A 23,996-nucleotide genomic window follows, 5' to 3' on the forward strand; every position below is an offset into this window, starting at 1 on the left:
ATATAAGAGGTATTCGCCACTTTCTAGGCAAATACCCTACATATAAGACCGAATTTCGACGATACGAATAGAGCTCAGCGTAAGCGACAAGAAGACACTTCAAGATTTTTCTAAAAGTGCCTGTCCCACTAATTTTTTACTTAAATCTGAAAATAATCCTTTCGGAATCTTTTAACTTACTAGCTAATCCATCTTCTAAAGTTATTTCAGACTTAACCTTTCCACAGGAAAAATCTGAAATTTTATCTTTAATTCCATCTAAAAGTATGGAGAACTCATCTTCAATGTCTTCAATTTCTTCAACGTCTTCATCGGACCAGGCTCTCAACTTTACCTTAATTACCCAAACTTCATCTTCAAAAGACAATAGTACTTCTTTGAAATTTCGAGAAATGCCCCCGATCATAGCCTGTATAAGCATAACCTCTACCCAAAGCCAATCTTCTATTGTTGGATTCTTCATCATTGTGTCCATTTAGGGTTAGTAGGGACAACACTAGGCTTAGATGTCCCTTTAATCACAAATACGTTAGTCGGCTGGTCTACATAACCAGCTCCCGGATTATTGTTGTAGCCTGTAACCTTTTTATAGCGAATTACAGGGAATCCTTGAGCGTTCGTTCCAAGCACTTTAACTTTTCCCGCATGAACTGCAGAAAGAATTTCTTGAGCATCATCCATACTATTCAAATAGCCTCCCTGCCCTCTATTGACCCATTCTTTTCGACCTTTGATATGCCTTAACTGTTTATTAGATATTTTAGTATTTATATCAGCAAGGTTTCTTATATTCTTAGAAAAACCAAGCTTACTACCAATCCAACCAAAAAACCTCGCTGCGAGACTTGCTTTCGTGGGTGTAGGAAGAGGGACAGACACCGATGCGTACGCGATTAACGCCGAACCACTTGCAGAACCGTGAGCAGATAGCATTTCACTCATGACTTCATGTATCAACTCCGGATCATAATTTCCAGTGCCATCAAGATTGAAATGTATCCCATCCGCACCATGGACCAAGTAAGAATTCTCACGAATCTCATCTAGATGTCGCATATCCTCATCGCCATCGCGCCAAGTTACATTCTTGTTCTCGCGACCATAAAGCTCATTAGACGTCTGAACGTGCTTCGTACCATTGTCCGAAGCTCCACCGTTACCATGATCATATCGGTCACTTTCGTACCCACCTTCTTTATGTGGCTTATTGTTGATGACATCTTGCCATTCTTCATTAATCTCAAACCCAGTCGGATCTACATACTTCAGCGGGTTGTTCCACACATACGCATAACGGTTAAAGCTATTCGTCACAAACGGAGCCTGAATGATCGGATCTGCGCTCACAAACCGCCCTAGGTTTTGGTCGTACACCCGTCCATTCATATGGATCAGCCCGACTTCTTCGATTTCCTCGTGCCCGGTGTATCCTCGGTTGGTGAGCACCATTTGCTCTACGTAATTATACTTTTTGCTGGTGTCACGCTGCGATGTGATATCACGCTGCGGGGTGATATCACGCTGCGGGGTGATATCACGCTGCTTACCAAAGGCATCGTAACTGCGGCGCTCGACCACGTAACCGTACAAGTCGGTAATCATATCCACGGAGTTTAGCGCGTCGTAGTGCAAGAAGCGCACTTGTTTATTGGTAATGGAGCCATCCGTGTTTTCAGATTGGCTGTTTAGGGCAATCAGCTTACCTTCGGCGTACACAAAGTGCTGGTGTTGAACCTCACCTGTGGCGACATCAGTCACCCGCTCGTAGGTTTTGTCGATATAAACTGTAGTTTGAGTGCCAGATACTTTCTTATAGCGGTTGTGGTTGGCATCGTAGCTGAACGAAACGGTTTTGCCGTCACGAGTGATTTCGCTTGGCTTGTTGAATGCCGTCCAGCTTAGTGTGCGCTCGGTACTGTTGTTGCTGCGTTTGGCGCTCACCATGTTACCTACAGCGTCGTATTGGTACGTTAGCCCATTTGCCTTGGTTACTGCGTGAGGACCTGCCCCAATACTGCTGTATTCATACGTGCCAGATACCCCAGTTTTGCTCAGGATATTACCAATGGAATCGTAGCTGAAGGTGCTGTTTTTGGTGACGTTTGCTTGGCTGCTGCCGTTATCAAAAACGATGTTATTGGTTTTAACGCGATCCAGCCCGTCGTAGGTGTAATAATCGCGAATGCCTAACGATTGGTCGTAACGCTGGGTTACGTTATTGTGATCGTCGTACTTATATTCCAACCAACGAGTCGAATCGGATGAACCCACAAAGGCATTTTGCTTACCGGTAATGTCCTTGTAACGATGGCTGAGTACCTGCCCCGTTTTGTGTGTGGTGATCATCATCGGCTTGCCCGTTGATGCGCTGTGGTAGTAGGTGTTAACTAACCCGTTACCAAGCGTTTCCGACAGCGTATGACCGTAGGCATCAGTTTCACGGCGTTGCCAGTAGATTTGGTATGCACCGGACTGGCTGGCTTCCGCCAGTTTTGAATTGGTTTTTAAGGCGTTGAGATGATCTATCTGATTGGGTCTATTTTCAATATTACCCTTGTCGTCTCGACATTGTGAAGCGATGGACACATCATTATGATTGGCTCCCACCATGCGGTTTGCAGCATCGCAATACACTTCTTTAAGCGCCAGAACTTTTTTAGCTAATGCCAAAAGATCTCGAGCTAAATCGGTGTAGTAAAGATAGTGTCGATTCGATATATCCGCAGCTTGCTGCAGTTCCTCTGCACTGAACACCAGTTCTTGCTGAGTGGAAGAGTCTGCACGAGCACCATATGCATCATTCGCTGCCATAAGGTTAAGCGTGCCATTTTTGTCATAATCCACCACACGGAAATCACCCGCAGGGTTTAGCCCCATTTGTTTGAAGGCACTGTCGGTGAGACCAGTATTAATTAGACTCGAATGATAGTTACGGACACCATTTCTTGTATCTCCCAATCTCTGTTGTAGCTCATATATAGCACCATCAAGAGTGATATCAATTGGAATCGACACATCATCGTGCAGTATTACCCAGCTCCCTGGGCGCAGGTAACACTTGCCATTGGCATCACACCAGCGTTTGAGGCGAAAGATATTTTCTGAACCTAAAATATGCAGAGATGCGGAATCTAAGTGGTGTAAGCCTATGGTTTTCGAGTTGTATTCATTGACTTTACCCTGGAAGAAATCTTTCTGTTGTGCGTAGCGCTCTGCTTTGTTCAGATATTGCCTAGCAACGTTGAGCGTTTCCTCAATCAGAAAGTCAATTTCATCACGGAAGCTTTGCTCAACAAATGCGACATCGGCATAGGTATAAGGACTGCGAATTTGAGCCAAATAGCCTTCTTGATTGTACAGGTACTCTAGTGCTAGTCGGTTTTTGGGATTTGTGCCTTTGGCAAGCTTCACAGCAACGTTTGCTAATGAGGTGTCTGTACCATTTGGACGAACTTCTCTGGCTAAGCGCTCATACTCATCATAGACATAAAGGGTGCTAAATTTTTCATTATCGATAAAGGTGGCTTTTTCTTCTAATAAACCTGAGGCATTGTAGTAATAACTACTGCTGCTACCATGCCCAGACATCGACGTCAGCGCACCCAGTGACACTTTGCCTCGCTCATCATATACCCATGTTGAAGCGGCGTTGCTGCCGTCTTTTTGGTATACCTTACGCCCTAGAGAATCGTAGCGATAAGTTGTGGTCACACCATTGGCGTCTTTCTTTTCAAGCAGTTCACCGGCGGCGTTGTATTGGTATACCCATACGCCTAAGTCTGGGTCATCCAGTTTTGAACGGTAGCCCAAGTTATCATATTCAACATGGGTTGGGTTCCCTTTACTGTCGACAGAAGACTTGAGCTTTCCATCTGGGAAATAGGTGTACGTCTGATAGCTATAATCGGGTTTCCCGACCGCTTCCTCTTTCTTAAGGATATGCCCAAGCACGTTGGTGGTGGTTCTATGCTCGAAACCACGTGCATCCGTTAACGTTGTTGTAAAGGCGTTGTAGTTCGTTCGCCATAAAGTTTGACCACCTGTCGCGCTTGGTTCTTTTTTGAGAATCTCGCGGTTTAAGGTGTCGTATTCGAATTCAACGTGGAACACCGGATCGTTAATGAAGTATGGGCGGGTAACGCTGGTCTTTCTGCCGTTTCGGTCCCAATGCGTATCGGTATAAGAGATTCTGCCATCAAAACTGGTGACGCCACTGCGCACTTCTCGCCCAGCAAAATCGAGTTGTACCCAGCTTTCTCCCCCTTGGCTAGAGGTGGATTTCACACAGCGAAGGGTTTCGGTATCGGCGTTCCCACATTCTTCTGCGCCTACACTTAGGTATCCGTAGGCTACGAAGTTATTGGTACCTGGATGCGTTTCTTTGATAAGCCGCCCAAAGCTGTCGTACTGATAGTTCACCTTTCGCCCATTTGGTGCAATTTCTTCAGTTAATCGACCGGATGCATCGTAAGTGTAGTCGGTAACGTGACCTTTGGCATTGGTCGCTTTGTCGATATATAACTGGTTGCGGTCGTAAGCGGTACTTGTTGTACGGAGATCAAGATCAGAACCCGAAACACTCTGAGAAGTGATATTACCGAAGTCATCATAGCCGTAACGGGTGATAAGGTTTCGCCCAGAAACACCACCAGACTGGTAAGCCGTCGGAGTAATGGTTTGTTTGCTTAGCAGACCTTTAGCGGTGTATTCAAAGTCCGATACCGTGGTTTTTACGTCGCCACTGGTGTTGTCTGTGATGCTCTGGGTGGATTTTTTAATGGCTCCGACTTGCCAGAATTCACTACCCGACTTGGTGACTAACTGCGTTACATTTAAGTGGCTGCTGGTGAGTTCTTTGCGACCATCTCCATTAAAATCTTGGTACGCCAAAGCGCCACAAGATCTTGGTTTGGCAGCATTAAACGTAGCTTCAGACACTTTAACTAAAGAGCCCTGTTGATCAGACCAATTCTGTGAGTTTGAACTGGTTGAGACATCAAAACGATAGAAATACTTCATTCGTTTGAGAATCAACGGCACGTCTATATCACCATGAATCAGAACGAACTGATCATTCGGTTTTACGTATACCTTACCGTCTGTGCCACAATACTTCATGATTCCATAAATAAATTGATTAAACACGGTATCGATATTGGGAACATTAGTGCTAGTAATAGACAGCACCTGAAATGTTTGAGTTGTGCCGTTAGAAACGTAATCGAATATATCTTTTGTTGTGAATGAACCTGAATTGGCTGTAGCACCTACTACATTGGTCGTTTTTTCAACCACATTACCAAAACCGTTGTTGTCCTTTTCCGTGGTAGTGGTGGTCGTTTTTACGCGATTTCCATTGTTATCGTAATGATCTACTTTGACGACTTTCGGTGAAGTTTCGTAATACTTAACGCCATTGATACCTGATCGAGTCACCGCGTGATAACTCTGGAAATGGGTATCCTTAACTATTTTGCCATTCTTTTTAACTGTGATTCTTGTTGGCTTACCAGCAAGGCGTAAGTCGGTAATAACACCTGAGCTATTTCTTGGTGTAAATTCAGATTCGGTGGTTGTTTTTATCTCTGAGTTTTCAGTCACAGTAATCTTGTCAAAACCCAGGAAGCCTAATCCTTTACGATGAGACTTGGCTCCCTCGTACAGGTAGTCGTAGGTGGTTGCGCTATAGCCGTGTGGCTTTTTGCTCACATGTGAGACAAGATATCGAGTAGGAGTGGAATTAATAACTGGGTAGTGGAAGTATTGCTTCTGCTTGTGAACGCTAGCGTCTGAGGCCGGTTTGTAGCTTATTGAGTAAACGAGCCCTTCTTCGGTAATTTTTTGAATTTTATCTTGAGCATAAGGTTTGGAAACTTGAACAGACTTAACTTTGCTCGACTCTCCAAGAACCAAATCAGTTCTACCATCAAAGTTTAAATCGGTAACTCCAGAGAATTTTTGAATGCCTGTTCGTAGGTAGGTACCCCAGCTAATTCGACCAAAATTATTTTTGTGAATGTTCTTATTGGTGTAGAGGTCAGGATATCCATCTGCGTTGTAATCAAAAAAACGTATATCTGAAATATTGTGATGAGCAACTATTTCGGTATCGTAAGAATAGGTACTGCCGTTGAATAGGTAGAATATTATCCATGCACCATTGCTTTTATGGCGCTCGACTGTCACTAAGTCCTTGTAGCCATCATTGTTTATGTCAGTGACTCGGACAGATTCGGTATTAGGCATTAACTTGATAGCGCTTTCTCTGTGCGAGTTTGAGGCTAAATAATAGTAAAACTTACGTGCGCCGTGAGAATAGAAGTAAATATCATCTTTGCCGTCATTATCTAAATCACCAGTCTTCTCTATTTTTAGGTTTCGACGGTCACGCTTTTCTTCCTTTCCATCTCCGTTTAAGTCACCTGAGTACCAAGTCCTGCTATCGTATGTTGTTAGAGCGCCAGTACCATGAGCATCATAGCTCCCTAAAGGGACATTACTGGTTTTTATCTGTATGTCTTTTAGACTTCCAGAAAGCCCAATATAAGTTGAAGAACTTATATTTTTAGCTTGCCCGGATAAGTTTCGAAATTGAGTACTCGAAACTCTACCAAAATACTCATTCTTTCCATCTCGTTGGACATCAAAAAAGTTAACGTCTCGAATATGAGTTTTCGCCGTTCTTTCTATCTGAGTATTTCTATCAGAAGTCCAATTAAATTTAATTTGGTTTGAGCAATCTCCCATCCCACTACCAGTACATTTCTTTACAGAGGTAAGTAAACTGCGAGAAGTACCAGTTGAGTAAACATAAGATAGGCTATAATTTCTAACCGTTTGTGTGGACTGGTTTTTGACATAGATTTTGGATAGTCGCTGAGGTCTTGTTAGCTTTGAACCCATTAATAACTGGGAAGTACTATCTGATCTAGCCTCATAGCCAAATTCAACCGAACCACCCATGTAGTGAATTGAGCTAATGCGATGGCGTCCAGCACCGTTATTTTCATAGTACTTAAACTCTATATGATTACTCTTCGTATGGTCCGTGATCTTATTTAGCGCCCACTTATAGATATGAGATTGACCTGGCAGGTTCACCTGCGCCGTATTTTCCATCCCATACTCATAAACTGAGCCGTCTTTTTTCCACACTTTGAAGTGAGAAGGTCCGTGACCGCTATAATTTGTTTTAAATGAAACTATTTTAGAGAAACCATTATTCTCTAGTCGATATTCCGTTAGGTGCCCACCATCTTTTCCGGAAATTGCCACTAGCCTCTGACCATCTAAGCAATAGCGATCATTGTCATTTAAACGAACGCCACCCCAGAGCCCATCTTTAGCCAAGTTTTTTCCACATCGAGTTATGGACGAGAGTCCAGAGAGATTCCACCCCATACCAAGATAACCATTTGGGGAATCACTGGCATAGCTGATCGCAAGTGTCGGCTGATGACCATTTCGACCCGGAACCACTTCAATTGGGAGTGAATATGTTGCCTGCCCCCCAGACACATTAAAATCGCCTCGAATAACCGGTGCCGCCGCGTAAGCTAGTACGCTGAACAGCGACAAAAGACTGAACAATGTAAGCCTTAAATAATTGTGTAACTTAGATTGTTTAGCCATCGGATTTTTTAAACAGAATAAGGTAGGCATTTTTGTATTCATTGAGTTCGTTATCCGTTACGAAAGGTGAAAATAAATTGTGTATAGAGAACAAATAAACGTTGACTAGTTCGTGGAACTTTCTATCAAAGATTCAAGACGCTCAAGCTCTTGATTTAGCTTTTGTAGTTCTTCTGGGGGTGGAATATCGTCGGGCATATTCTTTTCTGAAAAATTTCTCAGATCGCCCTGAACAAGGGGCAGTTCAGGGGCATCCAGATTTTGAATGCCATGCGCTAATGTTTGTTGGAGTTCGATAACAGGAGAAGGATAAGAAATATCGTCACTGAATAGGTCATCAGTTTCGTCAATTCCAGATTCTGCCGAATCTAATTCGACAGTCTGACTTTGATGTATTTCAGGATCGGAATGATTTTGAGAAATGAAAAAATAAATCGCCAGCCCCCCAAAACGAGAACTGACACAATTGCCACTGATTTCATAAACTATTTCTTATATTAATTAGGAGTATTTTCTCAGAGTCGGAAACGCCAGAGCCAAAAATTCATACGCTACCGCCCTTCCCATTTAAGAGACGTTGGTAAAATACCGTCAAACTATTGCAAGTGCATTTACCTAAATTTACAAATGTGAACATTGTCAATAAATCTCAATTTTGGGAAAAGGTCTTACTAAGTAAAATAAAAGACCTTATCACTAGGGAAAAATTTAAGTTAAGACCTTTATTAATTGTAGGTCCTCACAATAAATGCTGTGTCGACAAAATTGGCTGAATTACAGTCAAAACCACTCTTTGAATGAGCGACCATTACGTTTTTCCCACTGTACTGAGCTGCTAAAATAGTGCTAAGCCTCTGCTCTGTACCATTGTTTACGTTCAATACCCCAAGTCTTCTCCATGGAAAACCAACTTGTTTATATAAAACAACAGTTCCTTCTACTTGAATATGTTCAACTTTAGCAACTGGACAATCCGTTCTTGCATAAGAACTTGATGAAAATAAAACAATAAGTAGAGCCAAATATTTTTTCATGATAATCCCATCTTAAAAACGCCTTTAGAATTTAAAGGCATGCCAACTATTTTCTAGTAATACACGATTGGTATACAAAGAATCAAGAGGTGAAAATCAATGAATTAAATCTTTATTTAAAGGCTCAAATACAAGTTAAGTTTCGAACAAATTCAAAAAATTATTTTCTTTTATATCAAAGTAATCATCACAGTCAGATTTAGTGAATATCTTGTTTTTCAGTACATTTCTTTTTGGTCTGTTAATTGACTAGGCTTCATCCTATAGCATTCAGATCAAATAATATCTTGACCGACGTATTTCATTAGTTAGATTTTTCACAACGTATTACACCACCGATCAAGAAACAGAAACCAGCACCTGAGTTGCATCAACAATGCGGTTTCTCCCTTCGTCCTTAGCCTGATACAACGCCTTATCGGCTTTTTGATACATAGAATCAAAGTCGAATTTGGATGGAAGAACGGATTCTGTTAAATAGCCGATGGATACCGTGAGTACTGACGAGCTGTCGTTCAAAGCATGGGGGATGGCGTCGGTTTCAATGCACTGGCGAATGTTTTCTGCCAGCTTTCTGGTTTTGTCTTCCGTGGTGTCGGAAAGCAGTAATGCAAATTCTTCACCGCCGATACGGCAAAAAGTTTCATCATTGCTGTCGCAGAAGTTGCTCAAAATATTTCCCAACCGAATCAAAGCGATGTCACCTTCTAGATGCCCATACTCCTGATTGAACAGTCCGAAGTGGTCGATATCCAGCAATATCAATCCAATATTCTGAGGTGCAGACTCCTGACGGTTTCGGATTTCATCCATATGCTTTACTAACTGACGGCGATTTCCTAAACGGGTAAGCGGGTCGATACTCGACAGAGCTTCAAGCTGCTGGTTGGCTAATTCTAGCTCCAGAGTGCGGTTGCGCACTTCCTGTTCCAGATTTTCGTTAAGGGTACGGATGGCTTCCTGTGCTTTTGTACGTTGCAAAACTTCTGTTAAGTTGGATGCAAACAGTAGCATCATTTCCTGAAGCTGGCTGGTAAGAGGGCGGCGAGTTAAAAGGTTATCAGCGGCTAAAAATGCAATAGGTCCATCGGTGCTACTTTTCAGCATGGTCATGGCTGTCCAGCCAAACCCGACAATGCGTTTGTCGTGATAAATGGGTACCGACTCTTCAACTGATAACGTATTCGGATTATGAATGGCACTGGCGACGAGTGGTCGGTCTATCTGCATTTCGGTTTCATAGTAGCTTTCATTCACCACGTTTCCTTGAATGTCCGTACCCCAAGTCCCATACAAACGGGTCAGATCCGGATCGGTCAGGAACACCGCCATACGATCTAGACCCAAATTATTGATGGCAAAATCTACTGCGGACTTACACACGTCATTCACCGTTGTACAACGGGAAAGGGCGACCATACTGGAATGGAGCCAACGTACGTTTTGCTCCTGTTTCTTGCGGATATAGATTTGAGCAAGAAGTGAACCAAAAGACTTCAGCATCTCACGCTGGTAATCGGTAATCGGTTCCCGATGTATAAAGTTGTCCAGCGCCAGCCACCCGATAGGCTCATTCTCATGACGTAATATAAGCATGCCGTTCCAGCCCTGTCCCACTACATTACCCGTGGTGTACAAGGGCGCGTTTTCGATAATCACCAACGACTCGTCATTGGTGTGAAGCGCCTCAATATATTCTTCTTCAAGTTGGTGAAGATCATAAATAGTATGGTGCTCCGCCACTGTTTTTCCGTATTCGTCTGTACCATAGGTTCCGGTAAAACAGCGTTTCTTCATGTCCAGCAGCATAAATACGCTGCGGTCAAAACCCAGACGATCTCGGACCGCTTCCACTGCACCTTTATACAAATCATCCAGTGTTGCAGGGTTCGAAAGTTCCAGAGCCACCTGTTGGACCAGCTTCATTTTATCGATAAACGTTTCACGCTGGCGGATCTCATCCAGATACTTAGCTTCCCGTATATCACGGTTTTTAAACTCCAGAGAAGCGTTGCGCTCTGCCCTCAAACATTGCCATCTGGCAGAGGCAATGTTCAGGATATCGATAAAAGATTCCGCTGAATTGACCTGATATTTCTCCAGTTCCACTTTCTCAATAAACAGGTACGTGCGCCATTCTGGATGGTTGTCGACCATCATGATCAGGCACTCACCACCCAATGCATCGAGATAGTTCCAGGAACAGGTGTTGATTTCTAAAGGGATAAGACCATCGGAGGTATCAAACTGAGCTGCCCATGTCCAGAATGAGCCGGGAAAGCAATGTGGGGAAGTAAAAGAGCCTTTTGAATAGCTGGGAGATAACTGCTTACCAAGAGAAGGGTCCCGGACAAAATACATAGCCTTGGGAGAAAAGCTCTCAGACAGAAACTGGAACATTCCGTCGGCGATCACTTTGTGATCTCGAGCTGATGACACAACTCGTAGTAATGCATGTCTATCCAAAATTTCACCCAGCTAACGGTATTTTTATGTTTATGGCTCAACGTTAGCGAGAGCGAAATTTGTATGCAACAGAACGGACATTCAGTTGTTACAAATTCCGCATTTTTAAGCGGTCATTTTGATTAATTCGCGATTCAAAGCAAATTTTTGGCACAACATCACACATAGCGTTACATCACATTATTGTGTTTACATCGTCACAACACGACATAACTTATAAAATGATACAAATTAAAAGCCAGTTATATAAATAACTACATATTGGGCAACGCCTTATCAACTGGCGCTTCTAAATCCAACTGCTTGCCTTTTCGCTGAAATGAATAAAGTGCAATTAAACTTAGTGTTCCAACCAGTAAAAATGCGCCAAGCAGAGCCTTAGTTGTAATAAATGAAGCAATTAGTCCGCCAAACACGCCTGTGACTAACATTTGTAACGATCCTGACAAGGCTGTGACGGTTCCCGCACGTTCTTTGTGTGGCTCAAGAAGCATTCGTCCAATGACAGGGAACATCAACCCCTGAGCAATAGCAATCCCCGTTAGTGCCCCGATTAGGTTGAAAGCACTCACCGAACCGATAAGCATCCATACTCCCGAAAGGAAAGCGATGCCTAACCCAACACCTAAAATCGACTTGGGCAACAATCGACGATTTAAAAAGTTTTGCAGCACACTGCCAATCATCAGCCCGAAAGAGGGCAGTATCATCACCAAACCATAATGCGCGGCACTCATTTCTAGCTGCTCCTGAAGCAGATACGGCATCACCGACAATGAAAGCATAATCATCAAAAAATTTACCCAGCCATAAGTTGTCGTTGCTATCACTTGTGGCGTTTTAATCAGATCTGCATAGGCTCTGAAAGACTCGAATAACTGGGGTGTCTTGGCCGGATACGGCAGCGTTTCCGGTAAAATCAGCAATCCGGTTACGTAAATCAGCGCGACGTAAGCAAAGACAAAAACAAACACCGATTCCCATCCAAATTGCCACGTTAGCCAACCGCCAAGCACTGGCGCAACCATCGGCATCACCGATGCCATGATCGACACGTAAGACAAGGCTTTTGCAAGGGTGTTGCCATCGTAACTGTCGCGCAAAATACTGTTGGCAATGACCGCGGTACTTCCTGCTCCCAACCCCTGAAGCAATCGACCAAAAATAATCCAGTTCAGGTCGTGCTGAAGGAACACACAGATGCTGGTTCCAACAAGGTAAAGCCCCTGCCCAAAGATAAAGACGGGTTTTCTGCCCAAGGAATCCGCAACGGGTCCATAAATAAGCTGCGCCGCTCCCAACCCAACCATATAAATGGTGACCAGCCATTGGATATCCAGAGTCGCATCAGAAAACTGCCTGCTCATTTCTGGCAGTCCGGGTAAGTAAATGCTTACCCCGACCTGTCCGGTAGCGATAACCATCATCGCAAGCATTAAAGGCAATTTACTGAAGTTTTCTCTTTTCATAAATATACAGGCACTCGGGTAGAAAATTAGGCAAGTTCACACATAAGGGTATGCTTACAAATCAGTTTACTTTGTTATCAATGAATGATAATCACGTAATTGGGAAACGGATTACATCCTGACAGGAACTAATAGAGGAGCAGTAATGGACTGGATGCAGAGCGTAAAAAGTTACATCAGAGTGGTTGAAGAAGGGAGTTTTAATGGCGCTGCCAGGCGCTTGAATACCACAAGCTCAGCCATCAGTAAGCGCATACTCTGGTTAGAAGGAGTAGTGGGCGCACAGCTGCTAAAAAGAACCACACGCTCAATCAGCCTGACTGAGGCTGGTGCCCTGTTTTTTGAACGCTCCGTATCTCAAATGGAGCAATGGCAATCTATTGTGGATGAAACCCGATCTGTTACCCAAGCGCCAGTCGGTCGGTTAAAAATCGGCGCTACCGTCGCCGTAGGCTCTCGATTTATTGTCCGGTATCTGGATGATTTTCTTTCTCAGTATCCAGACATCAAAGTCCAGCTAGTGACGACTGTGCCCGGTCAGTTGCCGGAGCTGGATTTGGATGTGTACATCAGTCGGGAACTGGAGCAAATGAACTCCCTCAGTTTTATCGCTACCCCACTGTTCGAGTATCCGTTTGAATTTTTTGCCTCCCCCCAATACCTTGAACAGCATGGCATACCCGAACAACTCGATGATCTCTCCAAACACAATATGTTGATTTGGGGCGAGCAACTTGAACGGGAATTCTTTTTCGAAAACAAAAAGAGAGTCGTTTTTAAAGGCAATTTCGCCACGACCAATCCAGAAGCGCTGTATCACGCGGTAAAAACAGGAATGGGAATACTGATTTCCAGTAAGATGATGATCCGCGACATGCTCGATTCTGGAGAAGTTGTACAAGTACTTCCCGGGCTGAAAACCGAAACGACCACCATTTATGCCTATTACCCAAAACTGGATTATGAACACACTCGTACCCGTCTTTTCATCGAACATTTGAAAAATCGGCTGGCTCAGGAAATTCCTTCAAAGTGACCCATTTTGCACTCAAAGCGCAACTTGAGCCCGACTGTAAAGCCACTTGGCTGAAAGATGAATTTTTCTAGTGAATGATGGTCATTGCTTATGATTAAGTGCGCACATCATTCTCAATAAAGAGTCAGATCGGGATATTTCTTACTCGCACGTATTTTTAGATCTTATACTTCTGTTCTATAAGAAATTTATATCTATATTTTATAAAATAACATACGGTATGTGTGTTTGTATCTGATGATTGAGAAATCAGGTCGGCGCTGGGTTTTGGTAGGTCATGGAAAGAAAGGACTTCAATGATACAACCATCAGTATAAGTGACATCAACAGGATACTTTTACTGGATGGAAATGAGCTTCTGGAGCAAACCTGTATGTTGCTTCATGAAAAGCTTCATTCGTTCTGTACCTGCATAGTGGAACTGAACGAAGCAAATCACGTTGCATCTACGCTGGCGTATGTGCAGGAAAATACCGTAATGGATGACCTGCAATACGACATCAACAACACCCCTTGTGAACAGGCTTCTAACTCAGATACCGAGTTCTGCATATACGCAGAAAAAGCCTACCAACATTTTCCTAAAGACCCGTTTTTGGTTGATCTTCAACTCGAATCGTATTTGGGTTATCCGTTGAAAAATGCGCAAGGGCAAACCTTGGGGATATTAATTTCAACATTTAAAACCCCCATCACTAATCCAGATCCCATTCTTCACTACCACAAACTCTTTTCAAAAATCATCATCCACCAGCTCCGAGCAAAATGGCTGGTTGAAAAAACCGACACCTTGCTAAGCCAGCTTAGTGAACAGACCAAGCGAGACAATCTCACTAATCTGTACAATCGATTTTCCCTTGCCAACCATCTGAAACATTTGATGGAAGTGAAAGGAAAGAAATCGAGTCTGGTTCTGATCGACATTGATGGTTTTAAAGAGTTTAACGACTTGTACGGCACCCATATCGCCGATCGCGTGTTACTGCATTCTGCAAGTGCCATCAGAAGTGCTTTCGACAATGTGGATACTATCTATCGCATTGGTGGAGACGAATTTGCCGCCATATGTGAAGGCGACGTAGTCGAACAACGAGCAGATGCTTTGTTTGAGCAGCTTCATTCTGGCTTTCAGTATGAAGACTTGCAGCTTAACTTCAGTGTCAGCCTGGGGATCGTCAGCTTTTCAGATGCTGAAAGCGGTGACGACTTGTTGCTTAAAGCTAACCTTGCATTAAAACTGTGTAAGCAGAGCCAGAACTGCCATATCCAATACTATGACAGCCGACTAAGTGCGATGCATTTACGCCGCTCGCAAGTCATCGAGGCACTGAAGCTGGATTTGGCGGCAACCGTTGAAAAAAGCGCACTCAGTGTCGCTCTGCAACCTATCGTGCTTCTAAATGGCGACAACTGGAGTCGGTTTGAAGTTTTGGCAAGGTGGAACGACCCTAAACTGGGTATTGTCACGCCCGACGAATTTATTGAAGCGGCTGAACATACCGGGCTTATCAATCGTTTGGGCGAACGTGTTTTTGAACTGGCCTGCGAAGCCAAACGCTTCCTGGAACAGACATTGGGCTACTCCGTTGAACTGAGTGTGAACTGTTCAGCAAAAGAGTTGGCGCAGCCAAGGCAGTACTTGTCCCAACTGACTCAAAAGTTAGAGCGTTATGGGTTTGCCGCAGATGAGTTCACCATAGAGCTTACCGAAACCGTCCTCATGACTCAGTCTGGTGATATTCGTCAGGCTCTGCGAGGGTTGCACGAAAAAGGATTCAAGATCGCGCTGGACGATTTTGGAACCGGTTACTCCAGTCTGAATTACATTCACCGTTACGACATCGACTGCATCAAGATCGATAAAACCTTTGTTCAGAACATGCTGACCAATTTGAAGTCTGAACGAATCGTAAAATTGATCGTTGAACTGGCGAAACAGCTTCAGGTAAGTATCGTGGCCGAGGGAGTAGAAACGGAGCTGGAACTGAATAAGCTGGTTGGAATGGGTTGTACCTCTATTCAGGGCTATCTCTATTCCTGCCCGCTTTCACCGCCTCAGCTCATTCAAAAAATTGAGAATCTACCTCCGCAGAGCAGTTCTTCAAAATAAATCAGCTTCCAGATAGGAAGCTGATTATTGCCATTGAGTTCTTAGGGTCTGTTGGCCTTTCGAGATGATTTTTGCAGCAATTTGTGGGTTCTTTATACAAGGCAGCGCTTATTCGGTGTAGTCATTCTACATCAATAAGCGGTAACACAGTAGAAAGGAGCCACAAATGCTGCCCAAAGGGTTCGTTTCTATGTGCTTTACTCTTTGTTGCAAGGTATTTACTTAGAATGACTAAGCGAAAGACCTTGCGCCGCGATTAAAACACATAGAAATCGAACAAAATTTAACCGCGAAAGGTCAACAGACCCTAGAAACCACTTACACTTCACGAGTCGAAACTAAGCAATTATCCTGACCAAACGAGTTCGGTACATATCTGTCAGCATTGGAGTCGTTGACCCAATTCGAATCATTCACCAGATAGCGGAACTCAAATTCCTGATCTTTGGGTAAACGGGTTTTAAACTTAAACGTTTTGTCTTTTTTATTGCGCTTCATTGGCGTTGCTTTCCAATCCAGAAAATCCGCCACGATCGCCACTGAGCTGGCTTCTTTCTCATCCAACTCAAAGGTAACTTCCACTTCGTTCTTAGTCTTAAAAAATTTTTTGTTAATCACAACCAACTCCATCATTTATCGCAGTTTTCGTTTTTAATAATACAACCAGTTTCATATTTCAAGACAACATACCATTCGATTTCTTACTTGGTCAAAGAAGCTGGCATTTATTGGTATTCGCTTAAGTGTCATGAGACGACTTAAATAGCGCCATATATGAGTGTAGAAGTGCTTATCGAGTTCGGAAATATTCAGGACAAAAAAGAAGCACGTAAATATTCAACTTAGCTCGTAAAGAAAATTAAGCTCGAAGTGGAATCTATTCAATATATGAAGGGTAGATAGAAAAAATACAAATCATTTGCATAATTATCCAACGTAAAACCTTGTCTCATACCTTAGTTTACTTTCAAAATTAGGATCATTATCAAATAATTTAATCTTGTAAAATCATAAGGATAATGAGCAATAAATTGCCCAGTTATGAAATAGAAAAGTATTTTACATAGAATCATAAAGTGACTGATCGCAAAAAAATGTATTTACTCATTAAATACCTTTTACTTCGAACCTTGATATGCTTAAGATATGGTTATAGATCATATGAATAAGTCGAGGGCCAATAACGTGGCAGACAAAAAACCCCCAAAACCTTACGAAACAACGGCTGGAATCAGTTGGATCGCGACTCGTCAGATGCAGAACAGAATCCAGCTGGAAATCCAAAAACTTTACAAAGAGATCAATGTAGAACAGCTGCTTGTTTTGATGGAGCTGGACTATGAAGACGGTCTTCGTCCAAGTGTGTTAGCTGAGCGTCTGCAACGTAGTAAAGGCACCATGACCAGCCTTATTCGTCACGCAGAAAAGAATGAATACATCGCCTCGACTCCAGATCCAACGCATAAGAACGCGAAAAAGATCTTCCTGACGTTGAAAGGTAAAAAAGTGCACGACGAGCTGTCGCAAATCATCAATAAAGAACTGCAAGATGCCATGGCTCACGTTAACGAAGAGCACCAGGCAATCATTCATGAAGCCATGAAAGGCATGGTGATGCGCTATAACCCGAGCATTTTCGAATACTGATCAACCCCAAATACTCACCATTAACGCCAGCCTATGCTGGCGTTTTTTTATGTTCAATGAACCTCTTTAGCGTTCAACATATTCGCTGTTCATAATCCCACGTTTCAACTCGTCCTATTCTTGCAACATTGCGCCTTAAAATCTTCAACCTGATGGATCTTTAACCAATTATGGTATTACCATAAATGATATTTTTGGTAGTACAAGGAAGCACTATGGAAAATCAACATTACGTATGTGAAGAGCAGGAAATGGAATTGGAGAGCGTGAAAAGGTTCGATTTAGACAATCATACTTACGCCATTTATCGCAGTCCAGATGGAGAGTTTTACGCCACCGCAGGGTACTGTACACACGAAGAGGCGCATTTATCTGAAGGATTAGTCGATGAGTACGAAATAGAGTGCCCGCGGCATTTTGGTGCGTTTGATTACAGAAATGGTATGGCAACGGTTGCCCCTGCCTGTATCGACTTAAAAACATACCCAGTCACTCTCAAAGAGGGTAAGGTTTACATAGAATTAGGGTAGCTTAGCTACCCTTTTAATCTTTAGGTTTAGACAAGATCCCTTATCGAATGAAAGGGATCTTTTAGTTTATCGGAATCGACCACTTTGCCTTTCGCGATCGCTTTCTGAATGGCTCGAACGTCTCTTGCCAGCGCATTTCCCTCAGACACCGCAGCCACACATATCACTCGCTCGAATTCATCCAACTGAAAATGCATCAGCTTATCGTCGGCGAGCTTTCTGGTAACGTTTTTCGTTCCCAAATTTGGGTAGCCAGCAACTTGCAAGGTCATAGCCATTTGATCAGACCAAAAATAAGGCACATCCGAATACGCGCTGTTTTCACCTGCGGCGTTTTTTCCTGCAACTGTGCCTTGTTGCCCAGCCGTTAACCAGGACTCCAACCGCAGCGAACAACTCACAGGTGTTTGATAGCGACAACAATCGCCCGCCGCATAAATATGAGGGTTGGAAGTACGCAGCGTCTCATCCACCAGAATGCCGTTTTCAACCAACAACCCCGCTTGTTCAGCAAGTTGGGTATTGGGCACCGACCCTATTCCGACAACCACGCAATCCGCTTCAACCGACTCGCCACTTTCTAACTGCACAACAACGCCTTGTGCTGATTGCAGCATAGATTGGCAAACTTCACCCAGTTTGAATTCAACGCCATTTTCAACATGCTTGTCATGCAGAATGTTTGCGATTTCGGTGGGAACAGCCCGACTCAGTATCTGCGAAGCCTGTTCAATAACTGTTACTTCTATGCCCATTGCACGTATTGAGGCAGCAAGCTCTAACCCGATAAACCCGGCACCAATCAGAACCACTTTCTTTGCACCCGTGCAGTTACGTTGGATTTTTTGAGCATCCTGCAACGTCCTAAGGTAATGCACTCGTTTGGATCTTTCGAACCCTGGCAATGTGCGAGCCGTGGCACCAGTTGCCAATATCAGCTTGTCATAAGTCAGGCTGAGCCCTTTGCGGGTAACTACCTGCTTAGTATCGATATTTATGGATTCAACGCGTTCCCCTGAATGCACCGAGATACCAGAGTCACCATAAAAGCTTTCAGGAAAAACAGGCTTATTCTGAACACCTTCTCCTTGCCATTTCGACAATGGAGGGCGCTCGTACGCCAGTCCGTCTTCTTCGCCGATTAAATGGATATTCCCTTCAAAGCCCGCTTTTCTGGCAGAGATTGCCGCTGATGCCCCTGCGTATCCGCCTCCAACAATCACAATGTGTTTGCTCATCTGCTCCCTCATGTCGCTGATTTTTCATTGGACTCACGCGCTTTTCGCTTGGACTGGCGAAACGCTTCTTCAGCTTCCGGAGAGCCGTTGTGAAAACTGCCAAACCACTTATCCAGCGGGATAATGCTTTCGCCAAAATTCACTGTGTGATAGCGGTGATGCATGTAATGCATGATTTGCGCATTTTTCACACTCATCTCATCACCCAGGACAATTTCATCAAACCCAGAATGCCCTTGTGCTGGGGTAACGCCGGTGTGAATACCATTGAACAGCATGTGGAATGGGTGACTCGGCACAATAAGGTGGATCAGCATACAGCTGAAATAGAGAATATGCTCGACTGGGTGCATCGCCATACCCGACCAGGGACCGATATTCACGTTCTTGTGATGCAGATAATGCACGCGCTGGTAAAGCGGCTCCCAATGGATCAGACGATGAATCCAGTAGAAATGGAACAGTCGCCAGACTGGCATCAATACCAGCCACAACACAAACCAGACCGGGTTTGACTGGAAGTCGATATAAGGCAGCAGGCTGTTGGCGTACATCCACCAGAGCACGACTTCATAAGCGGTCCAGATGGTGCAGCCAGACACAATGCTCCAGAACATGTTGTCGAAAACCTGATCCTTGAATAGAAACAGCGAGTCGTTCTTCGCCATCCATCGACCGTTGTATTTGAATTTCCTGCCCTGCTTTTTGTAGCTATAAAGCCAGAGGTGCAGCGACCCAGCCACAATAAACAGCAAGACAATGTTACGTATCAGGATTTCCACCACCCAATCCGTTGCAAATGTCTCCATTCGGCTGAGTTCTGGAGTGAAATACATCATCACAATCACAGTCATGATGAGGTAACCCAAATTCCACGGAAACAGGTAACCCGGCATTCCAAAAAACCACTTCAGGAAAGCTTTGGGTTTTGGCGGCCAGACAAACACTGGCTCCTCAAATACGGGGTTACCTGAACGCCACTCCCCTCTTCTGTCGCGGACTTGCCCATGCTCGTCCACTACTTCTTTTGTTCGTTTTGTCATCACATCCTCCGAGTTGAGCGACGTTTCGTCTCTCAGTTCGTTATGCGAAAATTTGCGTTAGCTGGCAGACTTTACGCCCGCCATGTCTGCCAACATCTGCTCTTTATCCATATCCTGCAGACCGTAATCGGCAACAATTTTGCCTTCGTACATGGTCAGCACCCGGTCTGCCAGCATGATCACTTCATCAATTTCATAAGACAGCACCAGCACCGCGACACCCCGGCTAGCAAGCTCTTCAATGATTCGGTAGATATCGGCTTTGGCATGTACATCGATGCCCCGAGTGGGCTCCAGCAAAATCAGCAGTTTCAGATCTTTATCCAGCCAGCGGGAGAAACAGATTTTCTGCTTGTTACCGCCACTGAGAAAACGGATTTCCTGTTCGGGAGATTCCGTTTTGGTACTGGTTTCTCTGATGGCGTTTGCCACCACTTCCTGCACATCGCTTTGCTGAATCAACCCGCCTCTGGTGCGTTTGTGAATGAAGGGCAGCACGATATTGCTTTCGACCGAAAGCGAAGGAAGAATGCCGTTTTTGTCGCGGTTTTCCGACACAAAACCCATCCCCATATTGACAGCAGAATCGGGACCCTGACCCGGCTTTAAGGTTGTCCCTTCATACACCACGTTTCCGGTGTAATGCTTGTCTAAACCGAATATCGCTTTAGCAATTTCAGGTGCGCCGCAGCCCCTCAGCCCTGTCATCACCACAATTTCACCGCAGCGAATATCGAATGAGATGTTTTCGAATGCACCCTGTTTGGAAAGGCTTCTGAGTGAAAGCAAAACCTCTTCGCTCACCTGTTTTTCAGGCTTCACAAAGTCATCCAGATCGTCGCCTGTCATGGCGCGAATCACGTCACTTTCTGAGGTATCCGAGACTTTGTCACTGAGCACAATTTTGCCATCGCGCATCACTGTTACCCGATCGGCAATACCGAAGATTTCCGGCATATGGTGAGAGATATAGATGATGCTGATGTTCTGCTGCGTCATTTTTTCTACAAACTCAAACAGCTTGAGCTTGTCTTCTTCTGAAAGGGCAGAAGTAGGTTCATCCATCACGATCAACCAACTGTCGGTCATGATGGAACGGATGATTTCCACAATCTGCTTTTCACCCGAATTCAGGGTGTGAACCGGAGCCGCTGGGTCGATGCTTAAACCAAAGAGATCCAACTGTTCCTGCACTCGTCGAATCATTTCTTTTTTATTCAGAAAAGGCGTGCCCGAATAGTGAATTTCTCGCCCTAAAAATATGTTGCCAAACACCGTCAGTTCATTGATAAGGGAATATTCTTGGTGAATGGTGCTAATGCCATGGTCGTTAGCATCGGAAGGTTTATCGATCTGAATGGGGGAACCGTTGAGCAATATTTCCCCTTCATCGGCGGAATATACACCCCCTAATACCTTGGTCAGGGTCGATTTGCCCGCGCCATTTAACCCCACCAACGCATGCACCTCGCCAGACTGACAGGTAAAATCCACCGCATCCAATGCTTTGGTTTCAAAGAAGCGCTTGCAGATGTTGTTCATTTCAAGCCGTTTTTCGCTTTTCATTCTGAGCACTCCTATTATCCGTTAGCGTTATGGCGACGTTGACTCAAGGTGTCGATCAGAACAACGCCTAGCAAAATCGAGCCCTTGATAACGCTCTGAAGATATGGATTGGTGTTGGTCAGAATCAGACCATTCACGATGATGCCGTACAGCAAAACCCCTAAAATGGTGCCGAATAAACGCCCTCTTCCACCAAACAGACTAGTTCCGCCCAGAACCACCGCCGTGATGGCGTCGAATTCAAGGTATAACCCTGCCCATGGCTGACCAGACGAGACACGCCCGACTGTCACAATCGCTGCCAACCCTGCCATTAACCCCGCCAGCATGTACACCGACATAATGGTGCGCTGAGGTCTGCGTCCGTTGACGTACGCGGTGTCTTCATTACTGCCAACTGCGTAAACATCACGCCCATAAGCGGTGCGATAAAGCAGGGTCGCCAGTACCAGATAAACCAAAGCAACAAAAACAATCACCACAGGGAACGAGCCGTAGGACGTGCCTCCGAGCCATAGAAAAACAGGGTCGGTCACGTCGATGGAATCGGCGTCATAAATAACCAGTGCCAGCCCCCGCGCGAGTGCCATGGTAGCGAGCGTGATCATAAAGGCGCTGAGTTTGAGTTTTCCGACAAAGAATCCGTTGATAAAACCGATTGCAACCCCTGCCACCAGCGCAGCAGCAAAACCCAGAACCGGAATGCCTGTGGTAGTCAGGACGATTACCCCAACCCCGCCAGAAAAAGCGACGTTAGAGCCCACCGATAAGTCGATGCCTGCGGTCAGCATAATGTAAGTCATTGCCATACTGAGCAGGAAAAGCACGGCGATACTTCTGAGGAGAATCCCGATGTTCGCCAGAGAATAAAAGTTTTCGTTCGCAATACTGAAGCCAACCGCTGTAATCACAATCAGCCCAATCAGCAACATATAACGGGTTCGAAACGCGTTCCCATTGCTGTTTGTTGGCTTAGTGCTGTTTGTCGGCTTGGTGTTGGCTGTTGCTGATTCGGTGCCCATTTTCGTTACCGTTCTGTCCATCCTTCATCACCTAATTCAATCGTTTGATCCTGGCTGCCAGCACATGCTGACAGCCACCCAGCTTATTTCACTGAGTCAGGACCAAACTCCAGATAGCCGTACTGAGCCACTTCCAGCGCCTTGTCTACGTCATACACCACAATGTCTTTGGGGAAGCCGTTTTTCAGTGCTTTGTCGTGGTTCTCCTTGGTCATCACCAAAGGCGTGTAGAAGTCGTATACCTTGTCGACTGTCTCACCCTTATGGATGCGATACGCCATTTGGACGAAGTTCCACCCTTCGCGTGTACCACTCAAAAGAATGTCCGCTTTCACAGGAGAATTGTTCGCCTTCATTTGCTGGAGAATAGGAATGTCGCCGTCGTAACCCCAGAAGGTAATATTGTCGATACCTCGGTTTTGGGCGATGGCAAGAGAGGGATACAGATAGCCGTCCGTCACTACGGAGATCGCATCCAGTTTAGGGAACTTGGTGTACCAGTTTTCGGCAATGCTCTGCGCTTTGATGGTATCCCAGTCGGCAGGCTGCTCGGCAACCACCTTAACATTCGGGTAGTGACTCAATCCTTTGAGAATGCCTTCACGACGCGCTTCGCCTGAAGGGTTACCCGCCTGTCCAAGCATGATCGCAACCGTCACGTCACCTTCCAGCAACGCACCAAGTGCGCGCCCCTGATTGTAGCCATTGGTCACATCACCCAGCGTAAAGCTGTAGTCTGCGGATTCCATCGGGCTATGAACCGCAACCCAGGTAATACCGGCATCCTGTGCCTTCTTCACCAAAGGTTCAAAGGCGTCTACGTTGATGGCGTTGACGAACATTACGTCTGGCTTTTCGTTGATCGTGGTTTCTACCTGAAGCAGCATTTTTTCCAGGCTGCCTTCTGCGCTTAACCATCGACCAGAAACGTTTCCGAACTCTTTGTCGTATGCCTTAATGGCGTCTTCAAACCCAGACAGCCACGCTACGTGATACGGTGCGACGTGACCGTCATTAATAAATACAATGTCCAAACCTTCGTCGGCCAGAGTTGGCGAAGCCAATCCTAGCGACACCAGTGCAGCCATTGCCACACGTTTAATCTTCTTCACAGTGTTGAGCATGACAATCTCCTTATTGTCGTTAGCGATCTGCCGGCGAGATTGGCTTAGCCTGTAATAGAGGTCGCCTGACGGATCTGGA

15 protein-coding genes are annotated in these 23,996 nt (G+C 44.8%); 4 read left to right on the plus strand and 11 right to left on the minus strand.

All coding sequences use genetic code 11. The annotated features are described in order from the left end of the window. Positions 1-136: 136 nt before the first annotated feature. From QMG91_RS27440 to QMG91_RS27460, 5 genes are all read right to left on the minus strand, one after another. Positions 137-466 carry a hypothetical protein gene (locus tag QMG91_RS27440; protein WP_281831197.1) on the minus strand — a complete coding sequence of 110 codons (330 nt, stop codon included), beginning with the start codon at positions 464-466 and terminating at the stop codon, positions 137-139. Beyond that, positions 463-7,632, minus strand: a complete 7,170-nt coding sequence (locus QMG91_RS27445) for an RHS repeat-associated core domain-containing protein (RefSeq protein WP_281831199.1) — start codon at positions 7,630-7,632, stop codon at positions 463-465. Before QMG91_RS27445 ends, QMG91_RS27440 begins: the two co-directional genes overlap by 4 nt. Positions 7,633-8,357: 725 nt before the next feature. Then, positions 8,358-8,666, minus strand: a complete 309-nt coding sequence (locus QMG91_RS27450; protein WP_281831202.1) for a hypothetical protein — start codon at positions 8,664-8,666, stop codon at positions 8,358-8,360. Positions 8,667-9,005: 339 nt separating this feature from the next. Then, positions 9,006-11,132 carry a sensor domain-containing diguanylate cyclase gene (locus tag QMG91_RS27455; protein WP_409351277.1) on the minus strand — a complete coding sequence of 709 codons (2,127 nt, stop codon included), beginning with the start codon at positions 11,130-11,132 and terminating at the stop codon, positions 9,006-9,008. Between the two features lie 254 nt (positions 11,133-11,386). Then, entirely contained in the window at positions 11,387-12,601 is a 1,215-nt protein-coding gene (locus QMG91_RS27460; RefSeq protein WP_281831203.1) for a multidrug effflux MFS transporter, read from the minus strand. A gap of 145 nt (positions 12,602-12,746) precedes the next feature. Between QMG91_RS27460 and QMG91_RS27465 the strand changes: the two genes are divergently transcribed. Further along, complete coding sequence (locus tag QMG91_RS27465) at positions 12,747-13,637, plus strand: LysR family transcriptional regulator (RefSeq protein WP_022612271.1); 891 nt, start codon at positions 12,747-12,749, stop codon at positions 13,635-13,637. 277 nt (positions 13,638-13,914) lie between these two features. Next, a complete protein-coding gene (locus tag QMG91_RS27470) occupies positions 13,915-15,747 on the plus strand; it encodes a putative bifunctional diguanylate cyclase/phosphodiesterase (RefSeq protein ID WP_281831205.1) in 1,833 nt (610 codons plus the stop codon). Between the two features lie 318 nt (positions 15,748-16,065). Here the strand turns inward: QMG91_RS27470 and QMG91_RS27475 are convergent, their stop codons facing one another. Continuing rightward, the gene (locus tag QMG91_RS27475; protein WP_022562111.1) at positions 16,066-16,365 is read right to left on the minus strand and encodes an isoamylase early set domain-containing protein; all 300 of its coding nucleotides are present in this window, start codon (positions 16,363-16,365) and stop codon (positions 16,066-16,068) included. 543 nt (positions 16,366-16,908) lie between these two features. Between QMG91_RS27475 and QMG91_RS27480 the strand changes: the two genes are divergently transcribed. After that, positions 16,909-17,394: a MarR family winged helix-turn-helix transcriptional regulator gene (locus QMG91_RS27480; protein WP_281831207.1), complete on the plus strand. Its 486-nt coding sequence runs from the start codon at positions 16,909-16,911 to the stop codon at positions 17,392-17,394. A gap of 215 nt (positions 17,395-17,609) precedes the next feature. After that, positions 17,610-17,924: a non-heme iron oxygenase ferredoxin subunit gene (locus QMG91_RS27485; RefSeq protein ID WP_281831209.1), complete on the plus strand. Its 315-nt coding sequence runs from the start codon at positions 17,610-17,612 to the stop codon at positions 17,922-17,924. Between the two features lie 26 nt (positions 17,925-17,950). Here QMG91_RS27485 and QMG91_RS27490 read toward each other — a convergent pair whose 3' ends face one another. The 5 genes from QMG91_RS27490 to QMG91_RS27510 form a co-directional block, all read right to left on the minus strand. After that, on the minus strand, positions 17,951-19,162 hold the full coding sequence (locus QMG91_RS27490) for an NAD(P)/FAD-dependent oxidoreductase (RefSeq protein ID WP_281831211.1): 1,212 nt from the start codon (positions 19,160-19,162) through the stop codon (positions 17,951-17,953). An 8-nt stretch (positions 19,163-19,170) separates the two neighbouring features. Then, entirely contained in the window at positions 19,171-20,205 is a 1,035-nt protein-coding gene (locus tag QMG91_RS27495; protein ID WP_022562115.1) for a sterol desaturase family protein, read from the minus strand. A 57-nt stretch (positions 20,206-20,262) separates the two neighbouring features. Further along, positions 20,263-21,771: a sugar ABC transporter ATP-binding protein gene (locus QMG91_RS27500; RefSeq protein ID WP_281831212.1), complete on the minus strand. Its 1,509-nt coding sequence runs from the start codon at positions 21,769-21,771 to the stop codon at positions 20,263-20,265. Between the two features lie 14 nt (positions 21,772-21,785). Further along, positions 21,786-22,814 (minus strand): ABC transporter permease, encoded by a 1,029-nt coding sequence (locus QMG91_RS27505; protein WP_223098484.1) that lies wholly within the window; start codon positions 22,812-22,814, stop codon positions 21,786-21,788. A gap of 62 nt (positions 22,815-22,876) precedes the next feature. Then, on the minus strand, positions 22,877-23,917 hold the full coding sequence (locus QMG91_RS27510; RefSeq protein ID WP_022562118.1) for a sugar ABC transporter substrate-binding protein: 1,041 nt from the start codon (positions 23,915-23,917) through the stop codon (positions 22,877-22,879). Positions 23,918-23,996: the final 79 nt, after the last annotated feature.

Origin of the sequence: Vibrio nigripulchritudo, assembly GCF_027924785.1 — a bacterium.
Taxonomy (GTDB): domain Bacteria; phylum Pseudomonadota; class Gammaproteobacteria; order Enterobacterales; family Vibrionaceae; genus Vibrio; species Vibrio nigripulchritudo.